Here is a 20,989-nt window from a genome sequence, read left to right as displayed (position 1 = left end):
CGGGCGCGACCAACCGCCGCCTGCACCCTCATCCGCTGCCGCGGACTCGCCCCATGGGATGGCCTCCTAGACCGTGTCCGACATGGTCATTTGCGGAGCCGTTTGTTGCAGCAGAGGGCCGCGGCCAGTCCGAGAAAGGCCAGGTCGTGTTCGTGGCCACTTCGGGCTGCACGTGGCAGCAGTTGCCCGCTGTCTCGTTCGGGCCGTCTGGCGCGACGGCCCACCGCCGGTTCACCGAGTGGACGAAGGCCCGGGTGTGGGCCAAGCTCCACCGCCTGGTCCTCGACGAACTCGGGGCCCGCGGTGAGTTGGACTGGTCTCGGTGCGCGAACGACTCGGTGAACCTCCGCAACCGGCTCAAGCGCCTGCAGTACCGGCGCGACACCTCGACGGCTGCACAGTCGGCACCCGCCTGACCCTCGACGACCCAGCGTCACCCTGAAAAGCCGACGTCCGTAGTGGGACAACCTCTCTGCCCCCACTCCGAAGATGACCAGGCTCTGGGCCTCTTTCGGCTCCAGGGTCCGGTGCTCGCAGCCGGCGGGACCGTCCGGCGTCGGACGCGGCAGCTACATTCAGGCATGGATGGTCCTGGAGGGTGTGACAGCGCAGACAACAGGCCGGCGCGCAAGGCTTGACCATGGCGGCGCCAGAGCGGCACCTCAAGATCAAAGGGAACTACACCGGGGGTTTCACGTCCAGCAGCTCCTCGAACGGCACAGGAGCGCCCCCCACCTCGGCCATCACCTGTTTGTGTTCCGCATCTATCGGGTGCTCGGACTTCGCGAAAGCGGCCCGCGCCGCTTCATAGTCGTCACACTCGACAACATAGACCAGCAGCGGTCCGTCCGAGGACTCAACGAGCACCGCACGTTCGTGCCGCACACCTTCATCAACCAAGGTCGCGGTGACCTCATGCCGTCGCGGACCCTGCAGCATCTGCAACCAATCGCGAAGCCTTTCCACTTTATTTGGATCCACCCGAGTCACGGTTATATGCAGCATGACTGAAATCCTTCCTTTATGGGGCGCGAACCGATACCCACGACGGCAAAGGTACCCCTGATTTCGGCTGTACTGCGAACTCGTCACTCATATCGTCTCAGGCCAATCGGCACCTTTGCCCGTCGGGGCATCAGGTCGTTCTGTGCCGCCGAATCCTCTCTATCCGACAGATCGTCCGAGAACTGCCGAGTCGTCGGCATGCCATCGGCCAGTTCCCGTCAATACCGTCGGCCGTCCGCACAATACCTCCGAACCGCGGGGCAGCAAAAAACTTTCACCGAATGAAAGTTCGGCTCCGTATCACTCACTTCGCATGTCTCGCCGAGCTTCACTGATGGACACGGCAGCTGCAATTATGGTCACCCATGGTCCTGGAGGGTGTGTGTCAGCACTGATGACAGGCCTGCGCAAGGCTTGACCGTGGCGGCGCCAGAGCGGCACCTCAAGATCAAAGGGAACTACACTGGGGATTTGTGTCGAGCAGCTCCTCACATGGCACAGGAGTGCCTCTGTGGCGCGTCAGACTTCGTGGCCGGACTCGTATCTTGCGGGTCCTGACCTGTGAAGGAGTCCGACCGATCATGGTGAGGCCGCCGCCGGTGCCGCCGGAGGAGAAGGTCCGGATCGTGCTGTCGATCGGAAACTGAAAGCGCCAGTTCCTGGAGTCCGGCCGGGCCGGCCTCGCGGGCAAGTCCGGCCCGAGCGGTCGGGAACAGCGACTTGATTCAGAGGTTGCCGACGTGGCACAGGCGCCGGCGAGGCTGCGGTCGAGGTGCGGGTGTGGACGTAATCCGCTGAGGGCCGACAGAGCCCTTCGAGGACCTCGAGGTGATCCGCAGAGATGCGGGCATGCCGACTACGAGGTTCTGCCGACTGGTCGGCGTGCGCGAGCGGACCTGGCGGCGCCACCAGGCCTGCGCCCGCCAGGGCACGCCGGCGAAGGCCGCGGCCGCGCCCGGCCCGTGAGCGCGTCCGGGACGCCACCCGCCGCAAGGCCGCCTTCGCCACCGAGCCGAGCAGGCCGAACCAGGTCTGGCAGGTGGACTTCTCCGAGTTCGAGACCGCTGCGGGCGGGACCTGGCGGCTTGCGGGTTGCCGGGACCACTGGTCGAAGTGCGAACTGGGCCGGGGCCAACGTGCCGCAGACACTCTGTTGGGGAGTCATCGGCATCCGCCGCCATCTGCTCAGGTGGCGGCGGATGCCGTCGCCGGTCTCGATCGGGTGTGTACTGAGGGATGTTGACGCTGACGCCCCTGGGCCCGGCGGTGGGCGCCTACCTGGCCGACCGGCGCCGCGTGTCTCTGCATCCGGGCGGCCTCGCGCCATAGCCGTCGATGGCAAGGCGCTCAGGGGATCAGCCCATTCGACCGCGACGCGTCGGCATCTGCTCTCCGCGGTCACCCCGGCACCGTCGTGACCGTCACCCAGATGGAGATCGGTGCGAAGCCGAACGGGACCACCTGCAAGCGTCCGCTGCTGGCGCTGCTGGACCTGACCGGCACCGTCGTCACTCTCGACGCCCTGGACTCGGGTTTGCCGGCGTCTACCCGAGTCACGGGTGTATGGCGGTCGCAGAGCAGTTCTGCGTCCCTGGTGAGATGTCGGCGGTACGTGCTGAAGGGTAGGTCCAGTGACTGTGCGGCCAGTTCCTGCAGGGCCCACCGTCGGTGCGCCGACACCCCCGCCGACGTCCTGCCCCCGTGCGGCCTGACGACCGTCAGGGACTGCCGACGATCAGCCAGACAGCAAGCCCCCAGCACCGCGAGGTACCCGCCGATGAAGATCGTCCTGCCGAGGCCCGCCCGCCCGGAGTTCTCGATCACCCGGCCGGTGATGCCGACGAGCGGTGCCCCGAGAACGATCAAGAGTAAGCCACTCAAGAAGTTCATGAGTCCCCCCATGGGGATCACCCCCCGGTGATTTCCACGGGACGAGCCCAGGCCACCCGATGACACATCGGAAAGCGTCGTCAGCCGCTGTCGCCCTGCCCACGTTGGGTTTCCCCATGACGCGAGGGTCTGGCCCCGACAGGAATCACAGCAGTCCCTGCTGCCTCCCCGCCCGCTGCGACCGACACACCGTGGAGCCCGCGCGGCTCAGGGCGTGACGGTGGAACACGCTGCCACTCGGCTCTGCCCGGATCCGTCCGGACCCGCTGCAGGAGGAGCGACGCCGGCATCCGCCCGACCGGCGGGCAGGCGTGCGGCGGCACCATGACACCCCCGCACAGTGGTTTGACCAGCACAAATAGTCGGCCCCCCCACGATGTGGCCGGTTCCATTCGGCGGCGCTGGCGGCTTCCCGTCTTGTGTCGTATTCACGCCCTCAATACTTTCCGTGAACGGTCACGCCTGACGAGACGCCGGCGTTCGCTCAGCGGACGCCGAGGCGCGGGCATTTGGCGACATTCCCAGCGGAAATACGTGGCCACCACACCCATGTGGTGACGTTCGGTCACACCGTCCTCACAACATCCCCATTGACATGCACAGAACCCATCTCGCTAATGGGCCCCGGTGAACGCCCCGGCGCTCACCTCACCCAGGAGCCGTACGCGGCTCGATCCCAGCAAGCACGCATGGGAGTCACGTTGCACAGACCAGCGAGAACCGCACACCCTGTCCACCGGAGGGTGGCCAGGGGCCTGGCCGTCCTCGGCGCCGCCGCCATGGCGGTGCTCGGAGTACAGGCACCGGCAGGGGCGACGAGCGTCGCGGACGCGCGCCCGGCCGCCTCGGCCACCGGCGCGCGCCCGGCCTTCGAACCGACCTGTGACACGCCGAAGCCCGGCCAGTTCAGCTGCTTCGCCCTGCGCCGCACGGACGTGAAGCCGGTCAAGGGCCTGATGAAGGCGGCGAGCACCCCCGCCGGTTACGGCGCCGGCGATCTGCAGAGCGCCTACGACCTGCCCGCCGACGGCGGTGCCGGTCAGACCGTCGCCATCGTGGACGCCTTCGACGACCCGACCGCCGAGTCGGACCTCGCCGTCTACCGGGCGCAGTTCGGGCTGCCGGCCTGCACCACGGACAACGGCTGCTTCCGCAAGGTCGACCAGCGCGGCGGCACCGACTACCCCACGCCGGACCCCGGGTGGGCCGGTGAGATCTCGCTCGACCTCGACATGGTCTCCGCGAGCGCGCCCAACGCGCACATCCTGCTGGTCGAGGCCGACGACAACAGCTTCGAGAGCCTGTCCGCCGCCGTCGACCAGGCGGTCGCGCTCGGCGCGAAGTACGTCTCCAACTCCTACGGCACCGACTACCGCGGCGGGAACGGCGAGGACCCGTCCGAGACCACGGAACTGGACGCCCACTACAACCACCCCGGCGTCGCGATCACCGCGTCCACCGGTGACTACGGCTACGGCGTGAGCTACCCGGCCGCATCGCAGTACGTGACCGCGGTCGGCGGCACCACGCTGACCCGCGCCCCGTCCACGACCCGCGGATGGACCGAGTCCGCCTGGGGCGACGCCGGTTCCGGCTGTTCGCTGTACGAGCCCAAGCCCGCCTTCCAGCAGGACACCGGCTGTGACCACCGGTCCCTGGCCGACGTCTCCGCCGTCGCGCAGGACGTGGCGGTCTACCAGACCTACGGCAATGGCGGCTGGGCGGTCTACGGCGGCACCAGCGTCTCCTCGCCCATCATCGCCTCGGTGTACGCCGCCGCCGGCACCCCCGTCGCCGGCTCGTACCCCAACGCCTATCCGTACGCGGCGGGCACCGGCATCAACGACGTCACCACCGGCAGCAACGGCAGTTGCTCCCCGTCGTACCTGTGCAACGGCGCCACCGGCTACGACGGCCCGACCGGGCTCGGCACCCCCGCCGGCCTGACCGCGTTCCGCAGCGGTCCGCACGGCGTGATCACCGGCACGGTGACCGACAGCGCCACCGGCAAGGCCCTGGCCGGCGCGACCGTCAGCGCGGGCGACAACTCCGCCCGTACGGACGCCTCCGGCGCGTACTCGCTGACCGTGCCCACCGGCACCTACGACGTCTCCGTCGCGGCGTTCGGCTACGCCGACGGCTCCGCCGGCGGTGTCGTGGTCGACGACGACGCCACGGTCACCAAGAACTTCACCCTCGCCCCGGTGCCCAGCCAGACGGTCGCCGGCAAGGTCACCGACGGCGCCGGCCACGGCTGGCCGCTGTACGCCAAGATCACCGCGGACGGCGTCCCCGGCGCGGTGTGGACCGATCCGGCCACCGGCGCGTACAGCCTGGACCTGCCTCAGGGGCACTCGTACACCCTGCACGTCGCGGCGGCCACCCCCGGCTACAAGGCCGTCAGCAAGACGGTCACCGTCGGCGACTCCGCCCAGACGGTGGGCATCTCGGTCCCCGTCGACTCCTGGACGGCGACCCCGCCCGGATACAAGGTCGACGTGACCGGCACCAACGAGCCCTTCGACGCCACCGACGCCCCGCCGGCCGGCTGGAAGGTGGAGAACGCCGAGGACACCACGGGCGGCTGGGAGTTCGACGACCCGGGCAACCGCACCAACCGCACCGGCGGTGACGGCGCGTTCGCCATCGTCGACAGCGACCACTTCGGCGGTGGCGCCACCCAGGACAGCTCGCTGGTCAGCCCGGTCTACGACTTCACCGGGAAGAACGACCCCGAGGTGGCCTTCAACACCGAGTACAAGTCGTTCGGCGACCAGTCCGCGGTCGTCGAGGCGACCTCGGACGGCGGCGCGCACTGGACGAGGATCTGGGCCCCCGGCTCGGACGTCGCCGGCGACCGCATCGAGGCCTCGCTGTCGGACTTCGCCGGCAAGCCCGCGGTGCAGCTGCGCTTCCACTTCACCGGGAGCTTCGGCTGGTGGTGGGCCGTCGACAACGTTTTCGTCGGCGACCGGCACCTCACCGCCGTCCCGGCCGGCCTGGTCGTGGGCACCGTGACCGACGCCAACACCGGTGAGGGAATCGTCGGAGCCGGTGTCACCAGCCAGGACAAGCCCGCCGAGTCGACCACCACGGTGGCCACTCCCGACGACCCGAACCTGCCCGACGGCTTCTACTCCTTCGTCTCGACCGCCTTCGGCAGCCACCCCTTCACCGCGGCCAAGGCCAAGTACACCTCGGTGACCAAGTCGGTGAAGACCGGGGCCGACAGCGCCGTCCAGGCCAACTTCAAGCTCAAGGCCGGAAAGGTCACCATCACCCCGGCCTCCGTCTCCGCCTCCGTCGCCTGGGGCGGTGCCAAGACCCAGAAGCTGACCGTCAAGAACACCGGTGGCGCAGCTGCCACGGTCAAGCTCGGCGAGCAGTCCGGCGGCTTCACCCAGCAGGCCAAGGGCGCCGCGCTGCAGACCGTCAAGGGTGACTTCAACCCGCTGTCCAGCAAGGCCCACGCGGCGTCCGGCGCGGCCAAGCCGTCCGCGGCGGCCCCGGCGGACGACACCTGGCAGAGCGCCCCGGACCTGCCGGGCGCCCTGATGGACAACGCCGTCGCCACCCTCGACGGCAAGGTCTACTCCGCCTTCGGCTACAACGGATCCACCGACGTCAAGGACCTGTACGTCCTCGACCCGGTCGCCGGCAGCTGGACGAAGCTGGCGAGCGCCTCCGACACCCGGGAGGACCCCGCGCACGGGTTCATCGACGGCAAGCTCTACGTCGCCGGTGGCTGGGGCCCGACGGGCGCCCCGGACGGGAAGCTGGAGATCTACGACCCGCAGTCGGACAGCTGGACCACCGGCGCGTCCGCGCCGAAGCCGTACGCGGGCTCCGGCACCACCGTCCTGGACGGCAAGCTGTACATGATCGGCGGATGTGCCGCCGACTCGTGCGGCACCACCGACGCGAGTGTCTACGACGCCGCCACCAACAGTTGGTCCCAGATCGCCGCCTACCCCGAGGCCATCTCGTGGGAGGCCTGCGGCGCCATCGACGGCCAGATCTACTGCGCCGGCGGTCTGGGCGCGAGCAACAACGACGTCACCCACACCTACGCCTACGACCCGGGCACCGACAGCTGGTCCCAGCTCGCGGACGTACCGGCCCCCCAGTGGGGTACCTCCTACGCCGCGGCCAACAGCCGGCTGATCCTCGTCGGCGGTGTCGGGAACAACGCCCTGACCAACCGCAGCCAGGCCTTCGACCCGGCCTCCGGCACCTGGGGCGAGCTCCCCAACGCCAACCTCGCCACCTACCGCGGTGGCGGCGCGCCCGGCTTCTACAAGGTCGGCGGCGGCAACGCCCCCGGCACGCCGGTCGGCAAGGTCGAGGTGCTCCCCGGCTACGACCAGACCGGATCGGGTGACGTGGACTGGCTGAGCACGAGCGTCCAGCAGCTCACCCTGGAGCCCGGTGCCAGCACCACCGTCACCGTCTCCCTGGACGCCTCGGCGGCCTCGGTGACCCAGCCCGGTGACCTGACCGCCGGTCTGAGCGTGGGCACCGACACGCCGTACTCCGTGCCGCGCATCCCGGTCACCCTGCACGTCGACCCGCCCAAGACCTGGGGGAAGATCGCCGGTCTCGTCCTGGGCAACACGGCGGGCGGCGGCACCGCGCCGCTGGCCGGGGCGACCGTGCAGATCGACAGCTGGGCCTCGACCTACACCCTCACCACCGGCTCAGACGGCACCTACGGGTTGTGGCTCGACACCCGTAACAACCCGCTGACCGTCATCGTCGCCAAGGACGGCTACCAGCCGACCGTCGCCACGCTGAAGCTGAAGAAGGGAGCGACGGTCACCGGCAACTTCACCCTCAAGCGCAAGTAGCTCCGGAAACGCGGCCGGAAAGGGCGCCGGCGGCTCCGGGAACGGGGCCGCCGGCGCGCCCCGGGCGTGAACCGCGGTACGACGGACGGCCGGTCCCCTCGGGGGGCCGGCCGTCCGTCGTCGCCCGGTGGCGCCGCTCAGGGCTGTGGGGGCCGCGGGGATGATGGTGTGCCGGCGGACGCGGCGTCCTCTTCCAGCCCGGCGGTGGCGGACCAGCTCGCGAGCAGCTTCAGGCCGTCCTCGGCGGCGGACCCGGGAGGCGCGCTGTAGACGACCACGCTCAGGCCGCTCTCGTCCGGCAGGCTCATGGTCTCCTGGTCGAGTTCCAGATCGCCGACGAGCGGGTGGTTCAGGCGTTTGGTGCTGTCGCGGAAGACGTGGACGCTCTGGGACCCCCACATCACGCGGAAGGCGTCGCTGCGGGTGGACAGTTCACCGATCAGGTTCGACAACTCCCGGTCGTGGGGGTGCTTCCCCGCCTCGACGCGCAACGCGCCCACGGCGAAGCGGGCCATCCGCTCCCAGTCGGTGTAGAACCGCCGTGCCGCGGCGTGGAAGAACGCGAAGCGGGCGACGTTCCCCTCGCACGCCGGGTCGGCGAACATCTCCGAGTACAGGGCCCGGCCCAGCGGGTTGGCGGCCAGCGTGTCGAGGCGGTTGTTCATCACGTACGCGGGCATCCCCGGCATCCCCTCCACGATCCGCGCCACACTCGCCCGCACCGCCGGCCGGGCCTCCCGCCGCGGGGACCGCGCCCGGGCCGCCGGCCCCGCGGCCCGGGCCAGGTCATGCAGGTACATGCGCTCGGTGTCGTCCAGCCGCAGGGCCTGGGCGAGAGCGTCCAGCACGCTGTCGGAGACACCCTTGAGGTTGCCGCGCTCCAGGCGCGTGTAGTACTCCACGCTCACCCCGGCGAGCGCCGCGACCTCGCCCCGGCGCAGTCCGGGCACCCGCCGCTGCCCGTACACCGGCAGACCCGCCTGCTCGGGGGTGATCTTCTCGCGTCGGGAGCGGAGGAATGCGCTGACTGCGCCCCGGTTGTCCATGACGACAGGGTAGGCAGGCCGTGCCCCCGGTGGGGGTCCCTGCCGGTACCCCTCACAGCGCGGACTCCCCCGCCGGCGCCGCCTGCCGTTGCATGGTGACTGCCCCGGTCCACCGGGGTCCGACCGGACCTCGGGACCTCGGCCCGACTGAAGGGACACCCACGATGAACGACCGGATCGAGACAGCGCCGCAGAACCCCGCGGACGTCGTACGAGCGCTGTACGACGCCCTCGCCAAGGGCGACGTGCCCGGTGTGCTGGCGCTGCTCGCCCCCGAGGTGATCGTCGACGAACCGGCCCAACTCCCCTACGGCGGCGTGCACCAGGGCCGCGAGGCGTTCGTCCGGTCGGTTCTGGGCGCGATGACGGGCTACGCCGACGTGGCCATCACCGCGGCCGAGGTGTTCCAGGGCCCGGCCGGCGTGGTCGGAACGCTCACGGGAACACTCACGGCCCACACCACCGGTGAACGGTTCCCGCTGACCATGGTCGAGATCCACCAGGTCGAGAACGGCGCGGTACACAAGATCGACGTCTACACCAAGAACCCGCACGAACTCGCCGCGTTCTACGCGCGCGCCGAGGCGGCGACCGCCTGACGGCCCCTGTCGCGGCCGGGGCGCCGCCCCGGCGCGGGCAACTCGGCCGTTCCTCCGGACATCTGGCTATCCGTGGTCCGGGGGCGTCCGGGTGGTGTCGTCCGCGGTGCTCTCGGGCTTGGCGTGGAGGACCTCGCGGGCCTGTTCGGCGGCGCGGGTGATGCTCTCGCTGATGAAGTCGAGGAAGCGGGCGATGTTCTCCAGGCGCGCGGCCGCCGGGGTCTGCGGGCCGAGGACCGCCACTCCCTGGCGGGCCGTGGCGACGAGTTGGTCGTTGGCCCGGGCGCTGGCGATCGTGGCCTGGTAGAAGAGCTCGTTGTCGACGACGTAGCGGTCGCGGCGGCGTTCGTCACGTTCTCGGCGGACCAGGCTCTGACTCTCCAGGAACGTGATCGCCTTGGAGATCGACGCCGGGCTCACCTGCAGGCGCTGGGCGAGTTCGGACGCGGAGAGACTGCCCGCGTCGGTGGTGAACAGACAGGTCAGCACCCGGGCCGTCATCTTGCTCAGGCCCGAGGCCATCAGCACGGTCGTGAAGGTCTCTTCGTACTCGGCCACCGCCGCGGCATCACGTCCGTGCGGCTGCGGGACCGACTCCGCCCCCCGCGTGGCAGCGGGCCTGCGCCGGTGCGCGCGGTGCTCGGTGGCGCGGTGGGCCAGGTCGGCGCGGTAGGCGGTGGGGCCGCCGTTGCGCATCACCTCGCGCGTGACCGTCGAGGTCGGGCGCTCCAGACGCCGGGCGATCTCCGCATACGGCAGGCTGTCGGCCAGCCCCAGCGCGATCTGCTGGCGTTCGGACTGAGTGAGCCTGCCTCCCGGCATCGTCATCTCCCTCGGTTGTTCCTCGGATCGGTCCCCGGTCCGGCCACTATAGCGTTCACCTCTCGATCATTGCAATGATCGGGACTGCAGCCGTTGCGTTCTCCTCAGCATCGTTGCAATGGCTTTATGGCACTGGCCTGCATGATTACTGATTTGATGCAACAAGGGCGTTGCCTATATATGGAAAGCAACGTAGCGTTTCCGATGTCAGAAACATTGAGACGACACGGGAGACCACGATGCACACGTTCGACGCCGCCGCCCCGATCTCCGCCGTCCTGGACGTCCCCGCCGGGCGCGTCCGGTTCGTCGCCGCCGACCGCACCGACACCACCGTCGAGGTCCTGCCCGCCGACCCGGGCAAGAGCCGCGACGCCGCGACCGCCCAGCAGACCGCCGTCTCCTACGCCGACGGCGTCCTGCGGGTCACCACCCCGGCCCCCGACAACCGGCTCGTCGGGCGCCGCGGATCCCTGGAGATCACCGTCCACCTGCCCGCCGGCTCTCACGTCCGGGCCACGACCGCCGCCGCCGAACTGCACAGCGCCGGACGCCTCGGCGACATCGCCTTCGACGGTGCGTACCGCAAGATCACGATCGACGAGGCCGCGAGCGTCCGCCTCACCGCCGTCGACGGCGACGTCGAGATCGGCCGGCTCGACGGCCCCGCGCAGATCACCACCGCACGCGGCGACATCACCATCGCCGAGGCCGTCCAGGGCACGGTCGTGCTCCGCACCGAGACCGGCGACATCACGGTCACCGCCGCCGCCGGCGTCTCCGCGGTCCTCGACGCCGGCACCGGCCACGGCCGCATCGGCAACGCCCTCAAGAACGACGGCGCCGCCGGCCTCGACATCCGCGCCACCACCGCCCGCGGCGACATCACCGCCCGCAGCCTCTGACCGACCCCCACCGGCAACCGCCCGGCCGAGCCCACCACGACCCGACGCACACGACACCCGACACGAGCAGAGGGAAACACATGACGAAGAACAGCTCCTCCTCGACGAGTCCGCAGTGGACCGGCATGGTGCCCGTCGACGACACCGCCCTGGCCGTCACCGACTCCGGCGGCCCCGGCATCCCCGTGGTGTACCTCAACGGCCAGTTCGCCACCCAGGGGTACTGGCGCCGCGTCATCGCCGAACTCGGCCCGCAGTGGCGGCACATCACCTACGACGAGCGGGCCCGCGGCAGGAAGTCGAAGCGTTCGGCGGACTACTCCTTCGAGGCCGCCGTCCGTGACGTCGACGCGGTCCTCGCCGCCCGGAACGTCGACCGGGCGCTGGTGGTGGGCTGGTCCTACGGCGCCGTCGTCGCGGCGCACTGGGCCCGCCGCAACCCGCAGCGCGCTCTGGGCGCGGTCCTGGTCGACGGCGCGTTCCCCCACGACTGGCTCGACGACGCGATGGAGCGACGCATCCGCAAGCTGTTCCGGCGCATGAGCTGGTTCCTGCCCCTGCTGCGCCCGACCGGCCTGGCCCCGCGGATGAACGCCGAGCAGCAGGCCGACAGCAACATCGAACTCGGCAGGCTCTCCCGCGAACGCGAACTCGGCCCCGTACTGGACGACATCGCCGTCCCCGTCCGCTACGTCGTCGCCTCCGGCACGTCCTTCGGAAGCCGCGGCGACGAACAGGAACGCATCCGCGCCGGCCTCGACGCCGTGACCGCCCGCAACCCCCGCATCGAGATCGCCGCGAAGGTCACCAGCAACCACGGGGCCATCCTGAAGAAGGACTACCCCGCCGTCGCCCAGGCCCTTCGGGACATCGCCCCGCGCCCCGAAAGCCCGGACGGACCGTGAGAGGTGAGTGCCCGTCGGCCACGAGCCCGCTCTTGAATGTGAATGCGTGGTGTCGGGCCCGCCGCTCGGTGGTGACGCCGTCCGGCGGCAATGAGCACGAGCTCAACCGGACGGCGAGACCGGGGACAGGACGCCACACCACTGCTCGGCGCCGTAGTCCTCGAACCGCGCCACCTCGGTGAAACCCAGCTTCGTCGCGAGCCGCGTCGAGCGGACGTTGGCGGTCTGGGAGGTGAGCACGACCGGCTCACCGGGAAGCGTGTCGGCGAACCAGTCGAGGGCCGCTGCGCACGCCTCGGTGGCGTAGCCGTGTCCCCACGCCTGAGGGAGGAACATGTAGCCGAGCTCCGCCTCGCCGCCTTCCGGGCGGACGTGACCCGGCCGCTCGGTGGCACGCCGGTCGAGCGTGACGATGCCGATCAACGCTCCGTCGAGCTCGACCACGAAAAAGCCGGGGCGTTGCCCAGGCACCTCAGGCACCGAGCGCTCCAGCTCATCACGCGGCCGAGGGCCGCCGATGTGGGTGCCCACCTCTGATGAGGCGAACAGCTCGATCAGCCCGGCGCGGTCGCGGGCCTCGGACTCGCGGAGCACGAGCCGCTCGGTCGTGATCGGGGCAGGTGGCCAGGTGACCGGTCCGAGTTCAATCATGGCGGGCAAACTAACGCACGCCCGCCGGGCATGGACCCTTCATCGCCGCATGCTGGGCCCGGCACGTGTGGGCGGCAGGCCCGACACCACGCATGCGCATTCAGTCGCATGGGCGCACGGTCCATCGCGAGCAGGTGCAACTGCCGGGATTCGGGCGGCCGGCGGACCAGGACGGACGAAGCGATGCGGCAGTGCTCCTGCACGGGCACCGTGTCCCCCCTCGATGCGCCGCCGGATCGCCGAGCACCCCGACCCTGCCATCCGGGACGCCCACGCGGGACTTCATCCGGCCCTGCGGCGTCTCGCCGCCGACGAGGACTCGTTCCTGCGTGCGGGCGTGGCCCGGCACCCCAACGTCAGCCCGGACGTGCCGGGGCGACTGCCGGCGGACCCGGAAGCCAAGGTCGCCGCCGGCGCGGCGGCGAATCCCGCGCCGGCACAGGCGGATCGACCACATCCTTGCCGCGGGGCTCTGACCGGCCTCACGCACCGCCCCGGGCGGGGCGACCGCAGCCCGCGAGGCACAAGGGAGGGCAGTGACCCGCGCCACCACACTGCTGGACCGGTCGCAGGCACATCGGGCCGCGGGCCTCCCGTCCGCCTCTTCGCGGGGATCTGAGCAGTAGATTCCAACTCAGCGGTGCCGGCCCCGAGGGCGTGGTGGCACCTGCTCGGCTGAGGGCGCGGCCCCGTCCGGCCGCGATCAAGGCGTGTGAGGTGCGGCGACCAGACCCTCGCTGCCCGCCGCCGTCATTCTTGGAGGAGTTCTGCCGATGAAGACCGTCACCCATTGGATCGGTGGCAAGCCCTTCGTCGACGCTTCGGGTGCCTCCGGCACCTGGGGCGCCGTCACCGACCCCGCGACCGGCGAGGTCACCGCCCGGGTGGCGATGGCCGGCGCGGAGGAGGCCGACGCGGCGGTCGCCGCGGCGAAGGAGGCCTATGCGACGTGGCGTACGACCCCGCTCGCCCGGCGGATCGCGATCCTCTTCCGTTACCGTGCCCTGCTGGACGCGCGCCGCGACGACATCGCCGCACTGATCACCGCCGAACAGGGCAAGGTCCACGCGGACGCGCTGGCGGAGGTGGCCCGGGGCCTGGAGATCGTCGAACTGGCCTGCGGGATCGGCACGGCACTCAAGGGCGACACGTCCACGGAGGTGTCGAGCCGCGTCGACGTGGCGTCGATCCGGCAGCCGCTCGGCGTGGTCGTCGGCATCTCGCCGTTCAACTTCCCCGCCATGATCAGCATGTGGATGTTCCCCATGGCGATCGCCTGCGGGAACACCTTCGTCCACAAGCCGAGCGGGAAGGCACCGTCGGCGTCCCTGCTCCTCGCGGAACTCGCGGCCGAGGCCGGGGTGCCCGACGGCGTGCTCAACATCCTGCACGGCGACAAGGTCGCGGTGGACGCGCTGCTCGACCACCCGGACGTGGCGGCGGTGTCGTTCGTGGGCTCCACGCCGGTCGCCCGCCACGTCTACAGCAGGGCGTCCGCGAGCGGCAAGCGCGTCCAGGCCCTCGGCGGAGCGAAGAACCACATGCTGGTGCTGCCCGACGCGGACCTCGACGCGGCGGCCGAGGCGGCCGTGTCCGCCGCCTACGGCTCCGCGGGCCAGCGCTGCATGGCCGTCTCCGTGGTGGTCGCGGTCGGCTCGGCGGGCGACGCGCTGGTCCCCCGGATCGTCGAGCGGGCCACGAAGCTCACCATCGGCCCGGGCAACGACCCGAAGTCCGAGATGGGCCCGCTCGTCACCAGGGCACACCGCGACGAGGTCGCCGAATACGTCGCGGGCGCGGCCGCCCAGGGAGCGGACGTGGTGCTCGACGGCAGGGGCTTCACCGTCGAGGGCCTGGAGAACGGGTACTGGATGGGAATCTCGCTGCTCGACAAGGTCAGTACGGACTCCGACGCCTACCGCGACGAGATCTTCGGTCCCGTCCTGTGCGTGGTGCGCGCCGAGACGTACGACGAGGCCATCGGCATCGTCAACGGCTCCCGCTTCGGCAATGCCGCCTCGATCTTCACCCGCGACGGCGGCGCGGCGCGCCGGTTCCAACGGGAGGTCGAGGCCGGCATGGTGGGCGTGAACGTGCCGATGCCGGTGCCCGTGGGCTACCACTCATTCGGCGGCTGGAAGGACTCGGCCTTCGGTGACCACCGCATGTACGGCAGCGAGGCCGTGCACTTCTACACGCAGGGCAAGGTCATCACGAGCCTGTGGCCGGAGCCGGACCGCCCTGAGCCGCGCTGAGCCCCGCAAGGCCGCGCGCGGTCCGGCGACGATGCGTTCGCGCTCTGCCGCCGCGCGGTAGTACCGCGCGGCGACGAGCGGGGCCGCCCCCCGGCCGCGCCTGCAGGCCAACGGCTGCGGACCGGCCACCGCATCCTCCGCTCCTGTCCCGGCCGCACCTGACAGGGTGCGCAGCGCCGCCCCGGCCGCCGACGCGGCTCGAGGCGGCCAACTCCCCTGCGCGGCAGTCGTGTTGACCGGGACCGGACGGTCGGCCCGGCAGCGGTTCTCTGTTACTGTCCCCGCCGACAGGCCACTGCGGGGGCGCGGATCGACCGACCGCGCCCGTGGATCCACTCATCGGCGGAGGAACGCATGGGAGAGGCCGTTGTCGTCGGTGCCGGGCCGACGGGCCTGTGGCTGGCGGCGGAACTGCGTCTGGCGGGCGTCGACGTGACGGTCGTCGAGCGGCGCGAGGAGCGCTTTCCCCATTCGAAGGGGTTCACGATCCATCCGCGGACGATGGAGATCTGGGCGTCGCGCGGAATCGCCCACCTCTTCCTCGACGAGGGCAGGAAGATCCCGAACTCGCATTTCGGGCTGCTCGACCAGCGCGTCGACTTCAGCGCGCTGGACACCCCCTTCCCCCACATCCTCGTCCTGGGGCAGCCGCGGGTGGAGGAACTGCTGGAGCGGTACGCCCTGGACCTGGGTGTGGACATCAGGCGTGGGCACTCCTTCGCCGGCCTGACGCAGGATGCCGATTCCGTGGTGGCCCGCGTGGAGAGCGCGACCGGGACGTATCCGTTGGAGGCGGACTACCTGGCCGGGTGCGACGGCGCCGCGAGCGGGGTCCGCAAGGCCGCCGGGATCGCCTTCCCGGGAACGGAGTCCACCGCGTACACCTGGATCGCCGACGTCACGCTCGACGACCCGCCAGCGGTCCCGTACTTCCAGCGCAACAGCGCCGCGGGCCAGGCCCTCGTCGTGCCCATGGGCAACGGCGTCCACCGTGTCGGCGGGGTCAACGCCGATGAGGACGGGGACGAGGACTGGACGGAACACGCCGGGGCGGAGGAGCTCCGCACCCGGCTGGCGGCCATCGCCGGCTCGGACTTCGGCCTCCGCGATCCCCTCTGGATCTCCAGGACGGGATCCGCCAACCGGCTCGCCGAGCGGTACCGGCGCGGACGCGTCCTCCTCGCCGGAGACGCCGCCCACCGCATCTTCCCGGTCGGCGGCCTGGGCTTGAACGTCGGCCTGCAGGACGCCTGGAACCTGGGGTGGAAGCTCGCGGCCACCCTGCGGGGCTGGGCTCCCGACGGGCTGCTGGAGAGCTACCACGACGAACGCCACGGCGCCGGGCTCGCCCTGATGGAACTCGTCCGCGCCCAGACGTCGCTCATGACCGACTTCCGGCCGGATCTGCTGTCCCTGCGCTCGGTGCTGAACCGGGCCGTGGCCGACGTGCCCGCCTTCTCCGCATTGCTGGCGAAGGAACTGTCCGGGCTCGCCGTCGCCTATCCGCCGGGCGGTGACGCCCATCCTCTGGTCGGCCACCGGGCCCCGGACATCCGGCTCTCCGACGGCAGGGGACTCTTCTCGGTCATCGCCCCCGACCGGTACGTGCTGCTGGTGGCCTCGAAGGCGGACGCGGAGGCCGTGTCCGCCCTCGCGGGGAACGCGCCCCCGCCGCACGTGCTGACCGTGGTCGCGGACGACCCGGGCGCGGCCCGGACGGAGTGGGACCGGCTCCGCGCGGCGCTGATCCGTCCGGACGGCCATGTCGCCTGGGCCGCGCGGGCAGGCGGGGACGGGACGCTCGCGGCTGCCGCGGCAGCCGCGCTCGCCGCCGTCCGGCGCTGACCGCGAGGCCTCTGAGCGGCCGGTGCCCCACCCCGGCAGGGGCGGGGCACCGGCCGCCGGCACGGGCTACTCCAGACCGAAGGCCCGCGTGACGGTCTGGGTGATACCGCCGCCGTTGCGCTGCTTGGCGGTGACGCGGACGGACACGTAATCCGCGCGGGCCGGCGCGTGGAGCACCGTCCGCCAGCTGCCCTTGCTCTCCTTCAGCTCCTGCGACCGCCAGGACTTCCCGTCGTCGTAGGACACGTCCACCTTGACCGAGGAGACCGCGTCCTTGGCCGCGTCACTGCCGGCGACAGTGGGAGTGACGGAGAAGGCAGACGTGCGCTTCGCCCGTCCCGCGGCGTCCAGTTCCGTTCCGTAGTCGAGTTGGGCCAAGGGGATGGCCTGGTCCTCGGCGTTGCCGGAGAGGAAGGTCCACTCGGTGTGCGTGGCGCTGGAATAGGGCGTGAAGTCGGTGTTCCCCTTCGTGTCGACCACGAGCCGGTACGGGAGGCTCTCCGGTGCCAGGTCGCCCACTCCGAGATCGGGCCGCGGCCCGTTCTGCGCCAGCAGCCGGTCCCCCTGGTAGAGCGCGAAGCTCCGCGACCACAGGGATGAGGTCAGGCCGCTGTGGGCGGACCCACCGTCACCGAATCCCGCGATCGTTCCTCCCATGCCGTTGCCGACACGGTGCGGGACCTCGAAGCCGAGGATGCGCGGCCGGGTGATGGGGCCGAACCAGCGTTCGCTGTGCACGCTGCCCGGCTTGTAGCCCACGATGTCGCTGAAGGTCGACCAGTCGTCGGTGGTCGCGTACTGCTGCCACTTGACGCCGTTCTTGGCGGAGACCCAGTCGGTACGGTGCCCGGCGGCGACCGGTTCCCTGGGGAAGGCAGGGACCCGCACCGACCCGTACACCGCGTAGGGGTAGGCGGCCGGCCAGTACTCGTACGAGGGGCTGTCCTCCCGGCTCTCGGTGACCTGCTTGCCGGCGGGCGGGGCGAAGTCGTTCTCGATGCGCGCGAGGCTGCCGGGATCCGTTGCCGCCGAGGGGTCCTGCGGGATGCCTCCCTGGTGGTAGTCGGCCAGGTCGTACAGGTACTTCGGCGAAGGATGCGCCTCGACGGTCAGTCTCGCTCCGCCCTTCCCCGCGGACCTGATCTTCTTGATGAGGGCTTCGCCCTCGTCCGTGGTGAGCGTGGCGACCGGGAGCGGACCGGTCGTCATGCCGTCCGGGTCGCCGTACCAGTCGATCTTGCGGCCGTCGGTGTCGTTGACGACCAGAAGCATCGCGGCCCCGGCGGTCCGCGCCGCGGCTGCCTGGTCGGTGGGGGCCGCCGCCGCGCTGCTGCGGACGACGACGGCCTTGCCGCGCGCCGACACTCCGGCGTAGTCGGCGGCCGTTCCGTCGCCGGCGAACACGGCGTCGACGTGCGCGGTGCCGTCCTTGAACGGGCGGGATCCGGGTTGCACCAGCAGGGTGTCGTCGAGGCTGCGCCCGCCGTAGGTGATCTTCAGCGGAGTCTGCTTGGCGCGGATGCGGGTGGTGAAGACGAAGCTGCCCTTCTTCACCTTGCCCTTGGTCGGCAGGGCCCACAGGCTGTCGTAGGCAGGCGAGGGAATGAGGATCTCGTGCAGCGCCTGCCAGTCCGCGGGCGTGGGCTTGCTCGAGGTGAAGGAACGGAACAGGTCGATCCTGCTGGTGGTGACGGACGTGGGCTTGGGCGTGGCCACCTTGACCTGGCGTATGCCCGAGGCGTTGAGCTCCACGGTCCGGTCGGCCGTCAGGTCGAGCTCGGGAACGGTCAGCACCGCGTATCCCAGGGAGTGCGGGCCGTGGCGGCCCTCCACGTCCAGGGTGGAGACGACGGTGTAGGAGCCGGGGGCCCAGCGGCTGGTGAGCGTACCGTCCGGGACCCACAGGACGGTGGTCTTCCCGTCGGCGCCGGTGATCTCGACCTCTCCGCTGACGGGCTTGCCCGCCCGGTCCTTGAGGTGGACGGTCAGTGCGTACTTCTCGGACTCGACGGACAGGCCCACGGCCGTGTGCACCGCACCGGCCGACGAACGGGCGGTGACCTGGGCGGCGTACTGGCCGGCCGCCAGTCCCTTCGGGTCCGCCACGAGGCCGACCGTCGAGGATCCGCGGGCCGGGACCGTGACGTGGTCGGCGGCGAGGGTGAACACACCCGCGGGCGAGGCGCCGCGAGCGGTCGAGAGCTGCAACGTGACGGACCGGTCGGTGGTGTTGGTGTAGGTGATCTGCCGTGTGACCGGCTTCCGCTGCTTGCCGGGCGACCAGGGGACGAGCCCGGCGTCCACGGATCCGGTCGCGACGATCTGGTCCTTCAGGTAGGCGGCGGCCACGTCCAGGCGGCCGGTGCCTGCCTGGTAGGGGGTGTAGTCGGGAGTCAGGACGCTGGTGCCCATGAGCGCGTCCTTGATCTGCTGCCCGGTCCACGCCGGGTGCTTCTGGGCCAGCAGGACCGCCGCGCCGGCGACGTGGGGCGCCGCCATGGAAGTGCCGCTGTCGGAACGGTAGTAGCCCTCACCGCCGTCGTTCATGTACTGGGAACGCGCCGCGAGCACGTCCACGCCGGGGGCCGTCAGGTCGGGCTTGAGGGCGTCGTCGCTCAGGCGGGGTCCGGCGCTGGAGAAGTCGGCGAGGTGGTCGGAGGAGTCCACCGCGCCCACGGTGAGCGCGGCGTCGGCGGTGCCCGGCGCGCTCACGCTGTAGGGGCTGTTGCCGCTGTTGCCCGCGGCGATGACGAACAGCGCGCCCGTCTCGGCGCTCAGCTGGTTGACCGCCTGGCTCAGCGGGTCGTCCTGGGTGTGCCATGCCGCGGTGCCCAGGCTCATGTTGATCACCTTGGCGTGCTCGGTCCGCGCCGCCCACTCCATGCCGGCGATGATCCCGGATATCGCACCCGAGCCGTTGTCGCCGAGGACCTTGCCCACGATCAGGTCCGCGCCAGGAGCGACACCGCGCTCCTTGCCGTCGGAGGCGGCGCCGGTTCCGGCGACGGTGGAGGCGGTGTGGGTGCCGTGGCCGTTCCGGTCGAGCACGTCGTCGCCCGGGACGAAACTGCGGGACGCCACAACGCGGCCCGCCAGGTCCGGGTGGGTGGAGTCCACGCCCGAGTCCAGCACCGCGACCCGTACCCCGGCGCCCGTGCCGCCGGCGGCCCAGGCGGCGGGAGCACCGACCTGTGCCGTGCTGTCGGCCAGGTCCGCCTCCGCCTTTCCGTCCAGCCACACCGTGGACACACCGGCGGCGAAGGACGGCGCGTGCGCGTCGTCCGTGGCCTCACCGGTCCGCGCGGTCGACCGCTGGACGTTCTCGTCCGGCCCGCCGGAGCCGGTGCCGGTGAGCGCCGACCAGAACGCGGCGGCCTTCGACCGCTGGGCGCGAACGGCCGTTCCGTGGACGGAGGGAAGGGCCAGGGTGGTCTTCGCCCCCGGCAGCAGTGTGTCGCCGGTGGCGGCGCTCGTGCGAGCGGACGCGACGTCGGGGTGGGTGATGATCAAGGGCAGCGCACTGGCGTGGGCGTCGTCGTAGCCCTGGGACACCAGCCGGGTGACGTTGAAGAGCTGCTTGTCCAGCCGCCCGGTCGCGACGTAGGGCATGGCCTCGTCGGGGTACACGAACGTGTCGCCGCCCTCGCCGACGACGCGCACCGACCCTGTCGCGCCCGGCGCACGCTTGACGTCGAGCGTGGGGGTACGCCCGTCCGACCCCTGAGCCACCGTCACCTTGTCTCCGGTGATCAGCGTCACCGTGACCGGCGGACGCTGCGCGCCGTCCGTCCCGGCCGAGGACGCGGCGGCCGGCAGTACCGGTGCGACACCGTGGGCCACCCCGGGGGTGGCCAGGGTGACGGCGAGAACCGCGGCAACCGATGCCGCAGATCTTCGGACAATGGGAACTCGCACTTTGTCTCCAAGGTCGACCATGGATCGCATCCGACCATCCCTGAAGAGGAAATGTAAAGCCCTTGAACAAATAGCTTCCATGGTCGTAACATGCAGCGCTCAACAATCGGACAAGTCACGCCACAACGGCACTTGACCTCACAGAACGTCCCCGGGCCGGGTTCCGCACCACGCCACCGGAGCCCTCCATGGCCAATTCCCGCATTTCCCCGTTCCGTCGAATTTCGAAGATTTGACACATACGGAACAGCGCGGTGACCGCGACTCCGCAGAGCCTCCCGGAATTTCGAGCGAGAGCCGTTCG

Annotated in this window: 12 protein-coding genes and 1 pseudogene; 7 read left to right on the top strand and 6 right to left on the bottom strand. The window is 70.9% G+C overall.

The window, feature by feature from the left end:
• Nucleotides 1–146: 146 nt before the first annotated feature.
• Nucleotides 147–350: pseudogene (locus ACIP98_RS34080) on the top strand (transposase); the annotation flags it as partial.
• Between the two features lie 328 nt (nucleotides 351–678).
• On the opposite strand, the gene ACIP98_RS34075 reads toward ACIP98_RS34080, so the two are convergent.
• Together ACIP98_RS34075 and ACIP98_RS34070 are read right to left on the bottom strand one after the other, a co-directional pair.
• Nucleotides 679–1,005 carry a DUF6176 family protein gene (locus tag ACIP98_RS34075; protein WP_401979729.1) on the bottom strand — a complete coding sequence of 109 codons (327 nt, stop codon included), beginning with the start codon at nucleotides 1,003–1,005 and terminating at the stop codon, nucleotides 679–681.
• A 1,398-nt stretch (nucleotides 1,006–2,403) separates the two neighbouring features.
• Nucleotides 2,404–2,895 (bottom strand): hypothetical protein, encoded by a 492-nt coding sequence (locus ACIP98_RS34070; RefSeq protein WP_401979727.1) that lies wholly within the window; start codon nucleotides 2,893–2,895, stop codon nucleotides 2,404–2,406.
• 743 nt (nucleotides 2,896–3,638) lie between these two features.
• Here ACIP98_RS34070 and ACIP98_RS34065 point away from each other — a divergent pair.
• Entirely contained in the window at nucleotides 3,639–7,742 is a 4,104-nt protein-coding gene (locus ACIP98_RS34065; RefSeq protein WP_319664973.1) for a carboxypeptidase regulatory-like domain-containing protein, read from the top strand.
• Between the two features lie 137 nt (nucleotides 7,743–7,879).
• Here ACIP98_RS34065 and ACIP98_RS34060 read toward each other — a convergent pair whose 3' ends face one another.
• Nucleotides 7,880–8,788, bottom strand: coding sequence for a helix-turn-helix transcriptional regulator (locus tag ACIP98_RS34060; protein ID WP_401979724.1), 909 nt, complete (start codon nucleotides 8,786–8,788; stop codon nucleotides 7,880–7,882).
• A gap of 164 nt (nucleotides 8,789–8,952) precedes the next feature.
• Here ACIP98_RS34060 and ACIP98_RS34055 point away from each other — a divergent pair, with 164 nt between their 5' ends.
• Nucleotides 8,953–9,387, top strand: coding sequence for a nuclear transport factor 2 family protein (locus tag ACIP98_RS34055; protein ID WP_401979722.1), 435 nt, complete (start codon nucleotides 8,953–8,955; stop codon nucleotides 9,385–9,387).
• A 66-nt stretch (nucleotides 9,388–9,453) separates the two neighbouring features.
• On the opposite strand, the gene ACIP98_RS34050 is transcribed toward ACIP98_RS34055, so the two are convergent.
• Complete coding sequence (locus ACIP98_RS34050) at nucleotides 9,454–10,209, bottom strand: helix-turn-helix domain-containing protein (protein WP_401979779.1); 756 nt, start codon at nucleotides 10,207–10,209, stop codon at nucleotides 9,454–9,456.
• A 239-nt stretch (nucleotides 10,210–10,448) separates the two neighbouring features.
• Here ACIP98_RS34050 and ACIP98_RS34045 point away from each other — a divergent pair, with 239 nt between their 5' ends.
• Complete coding sequence (locus tag ACIP98_RS34045) at nucleotides 10,449–11,114, top strand: DUF4097 family beta strand repeat-containing protein (protein WP_401979719.1); 666 nt, start codon at nucleotides 10,449–10,451, stop codon at nucleotides 11,112–11,114.
• 80 nt (nucleotides 11,115–11,194) lie between these two features.
• Nucleotides 11,195–12,019: an alpha/beta hydrolase gene (locus ACIP98_RS34040; protein WP_319664967.1), complete on the top strand. Its 825-nt coding sequence runs from the start codon at nucleotides 11,195–11,197 to the stop codon at nucleotides 12,017–12,019.
• A gap of 102 nt (nucleotides 12,020–12,121) precedes the next feature.
• On the opposite strand, the gene ACIP98_RS34035 is transcribed toward ACIP98_RS34040, so the two are convergent.
• On the bottom strand, nucleotides 12,122–12,670 hold the full coding sequence (locus tag ACIP98_RS34035) for a GNAT family N-acetyltransferase (RefSeq protein ID WP_401979716.1): 549 nt from the start codon (nucleotides 12,668–12,670) through the stop codon (nucleotides 12,122–12,124).
• Between the two features lie 773 nt (nucleotides 12,671–13,443).
• Here ACIP98_RS34035 and ACIP98_RS34030 point away from each other — a divergent pair.
• Both ACIP98_RS34030 and ACIP98_RS34025 read left to right on the top strand, forming a co-directional pair.
• Complete coding sequence (locus ACIP98_RS34030; protein WP_401979714.1) at nucleotides 13,444–14,925, top strand: CoA-acylating methylmalonate-semialdehyde dehydrogenase; 1,482 nt, start codon at nucleotides 13,444–13,446, stop codon at nucleotides 14,923–14,925.
• A 354-nt stretch (nucleotides 14,926–15,279) separates the two neighbouring features.
• Complete coding sequence (locus ACIP98_RS34025) at nucleotides 15,280–16,770, top strand: FAD-dependent monooxygenase (protein ID WP_401979712.1); 1,491 nt, start codon at nucleotides 15,280–15,282, stop codon at nucleotides 16,768–16,770.
• Between the two features lie 66 nt (nucleotides 16,771–16,836).
• Here the strand turns inward: ACIP98_RS34025 and ACIP98_RS34020 are convergent, their stop codons facing one another.
• A complete protein-coding gene (locus tag ACIP98_RS34020) occupies nucleotides 16,837–20,685 on the bottom strand; it encodes a S8 family serine peptidase (RefSeq protein ID WP_401979710.1) in 3,849 nt (1,282 codons plus the stop codon).
• Nucleotides 20,686–20,989: the final 304 nt, after the last annotated feature.

Origin of the sequence: Streptomyces sp. NPDC088354, from assembly GCF_044753585.1 — a bacterium.
Lineage (GTDB): Bacteria > Actinomycetota > Actinomycetes > Streptomycetales > Streptomycetaceae > Actinacidiphila.
Note: the sequence above shows the minus strand (reverse complement) of the source record. Positions and strands in the feature narration are given on the sequence as shown.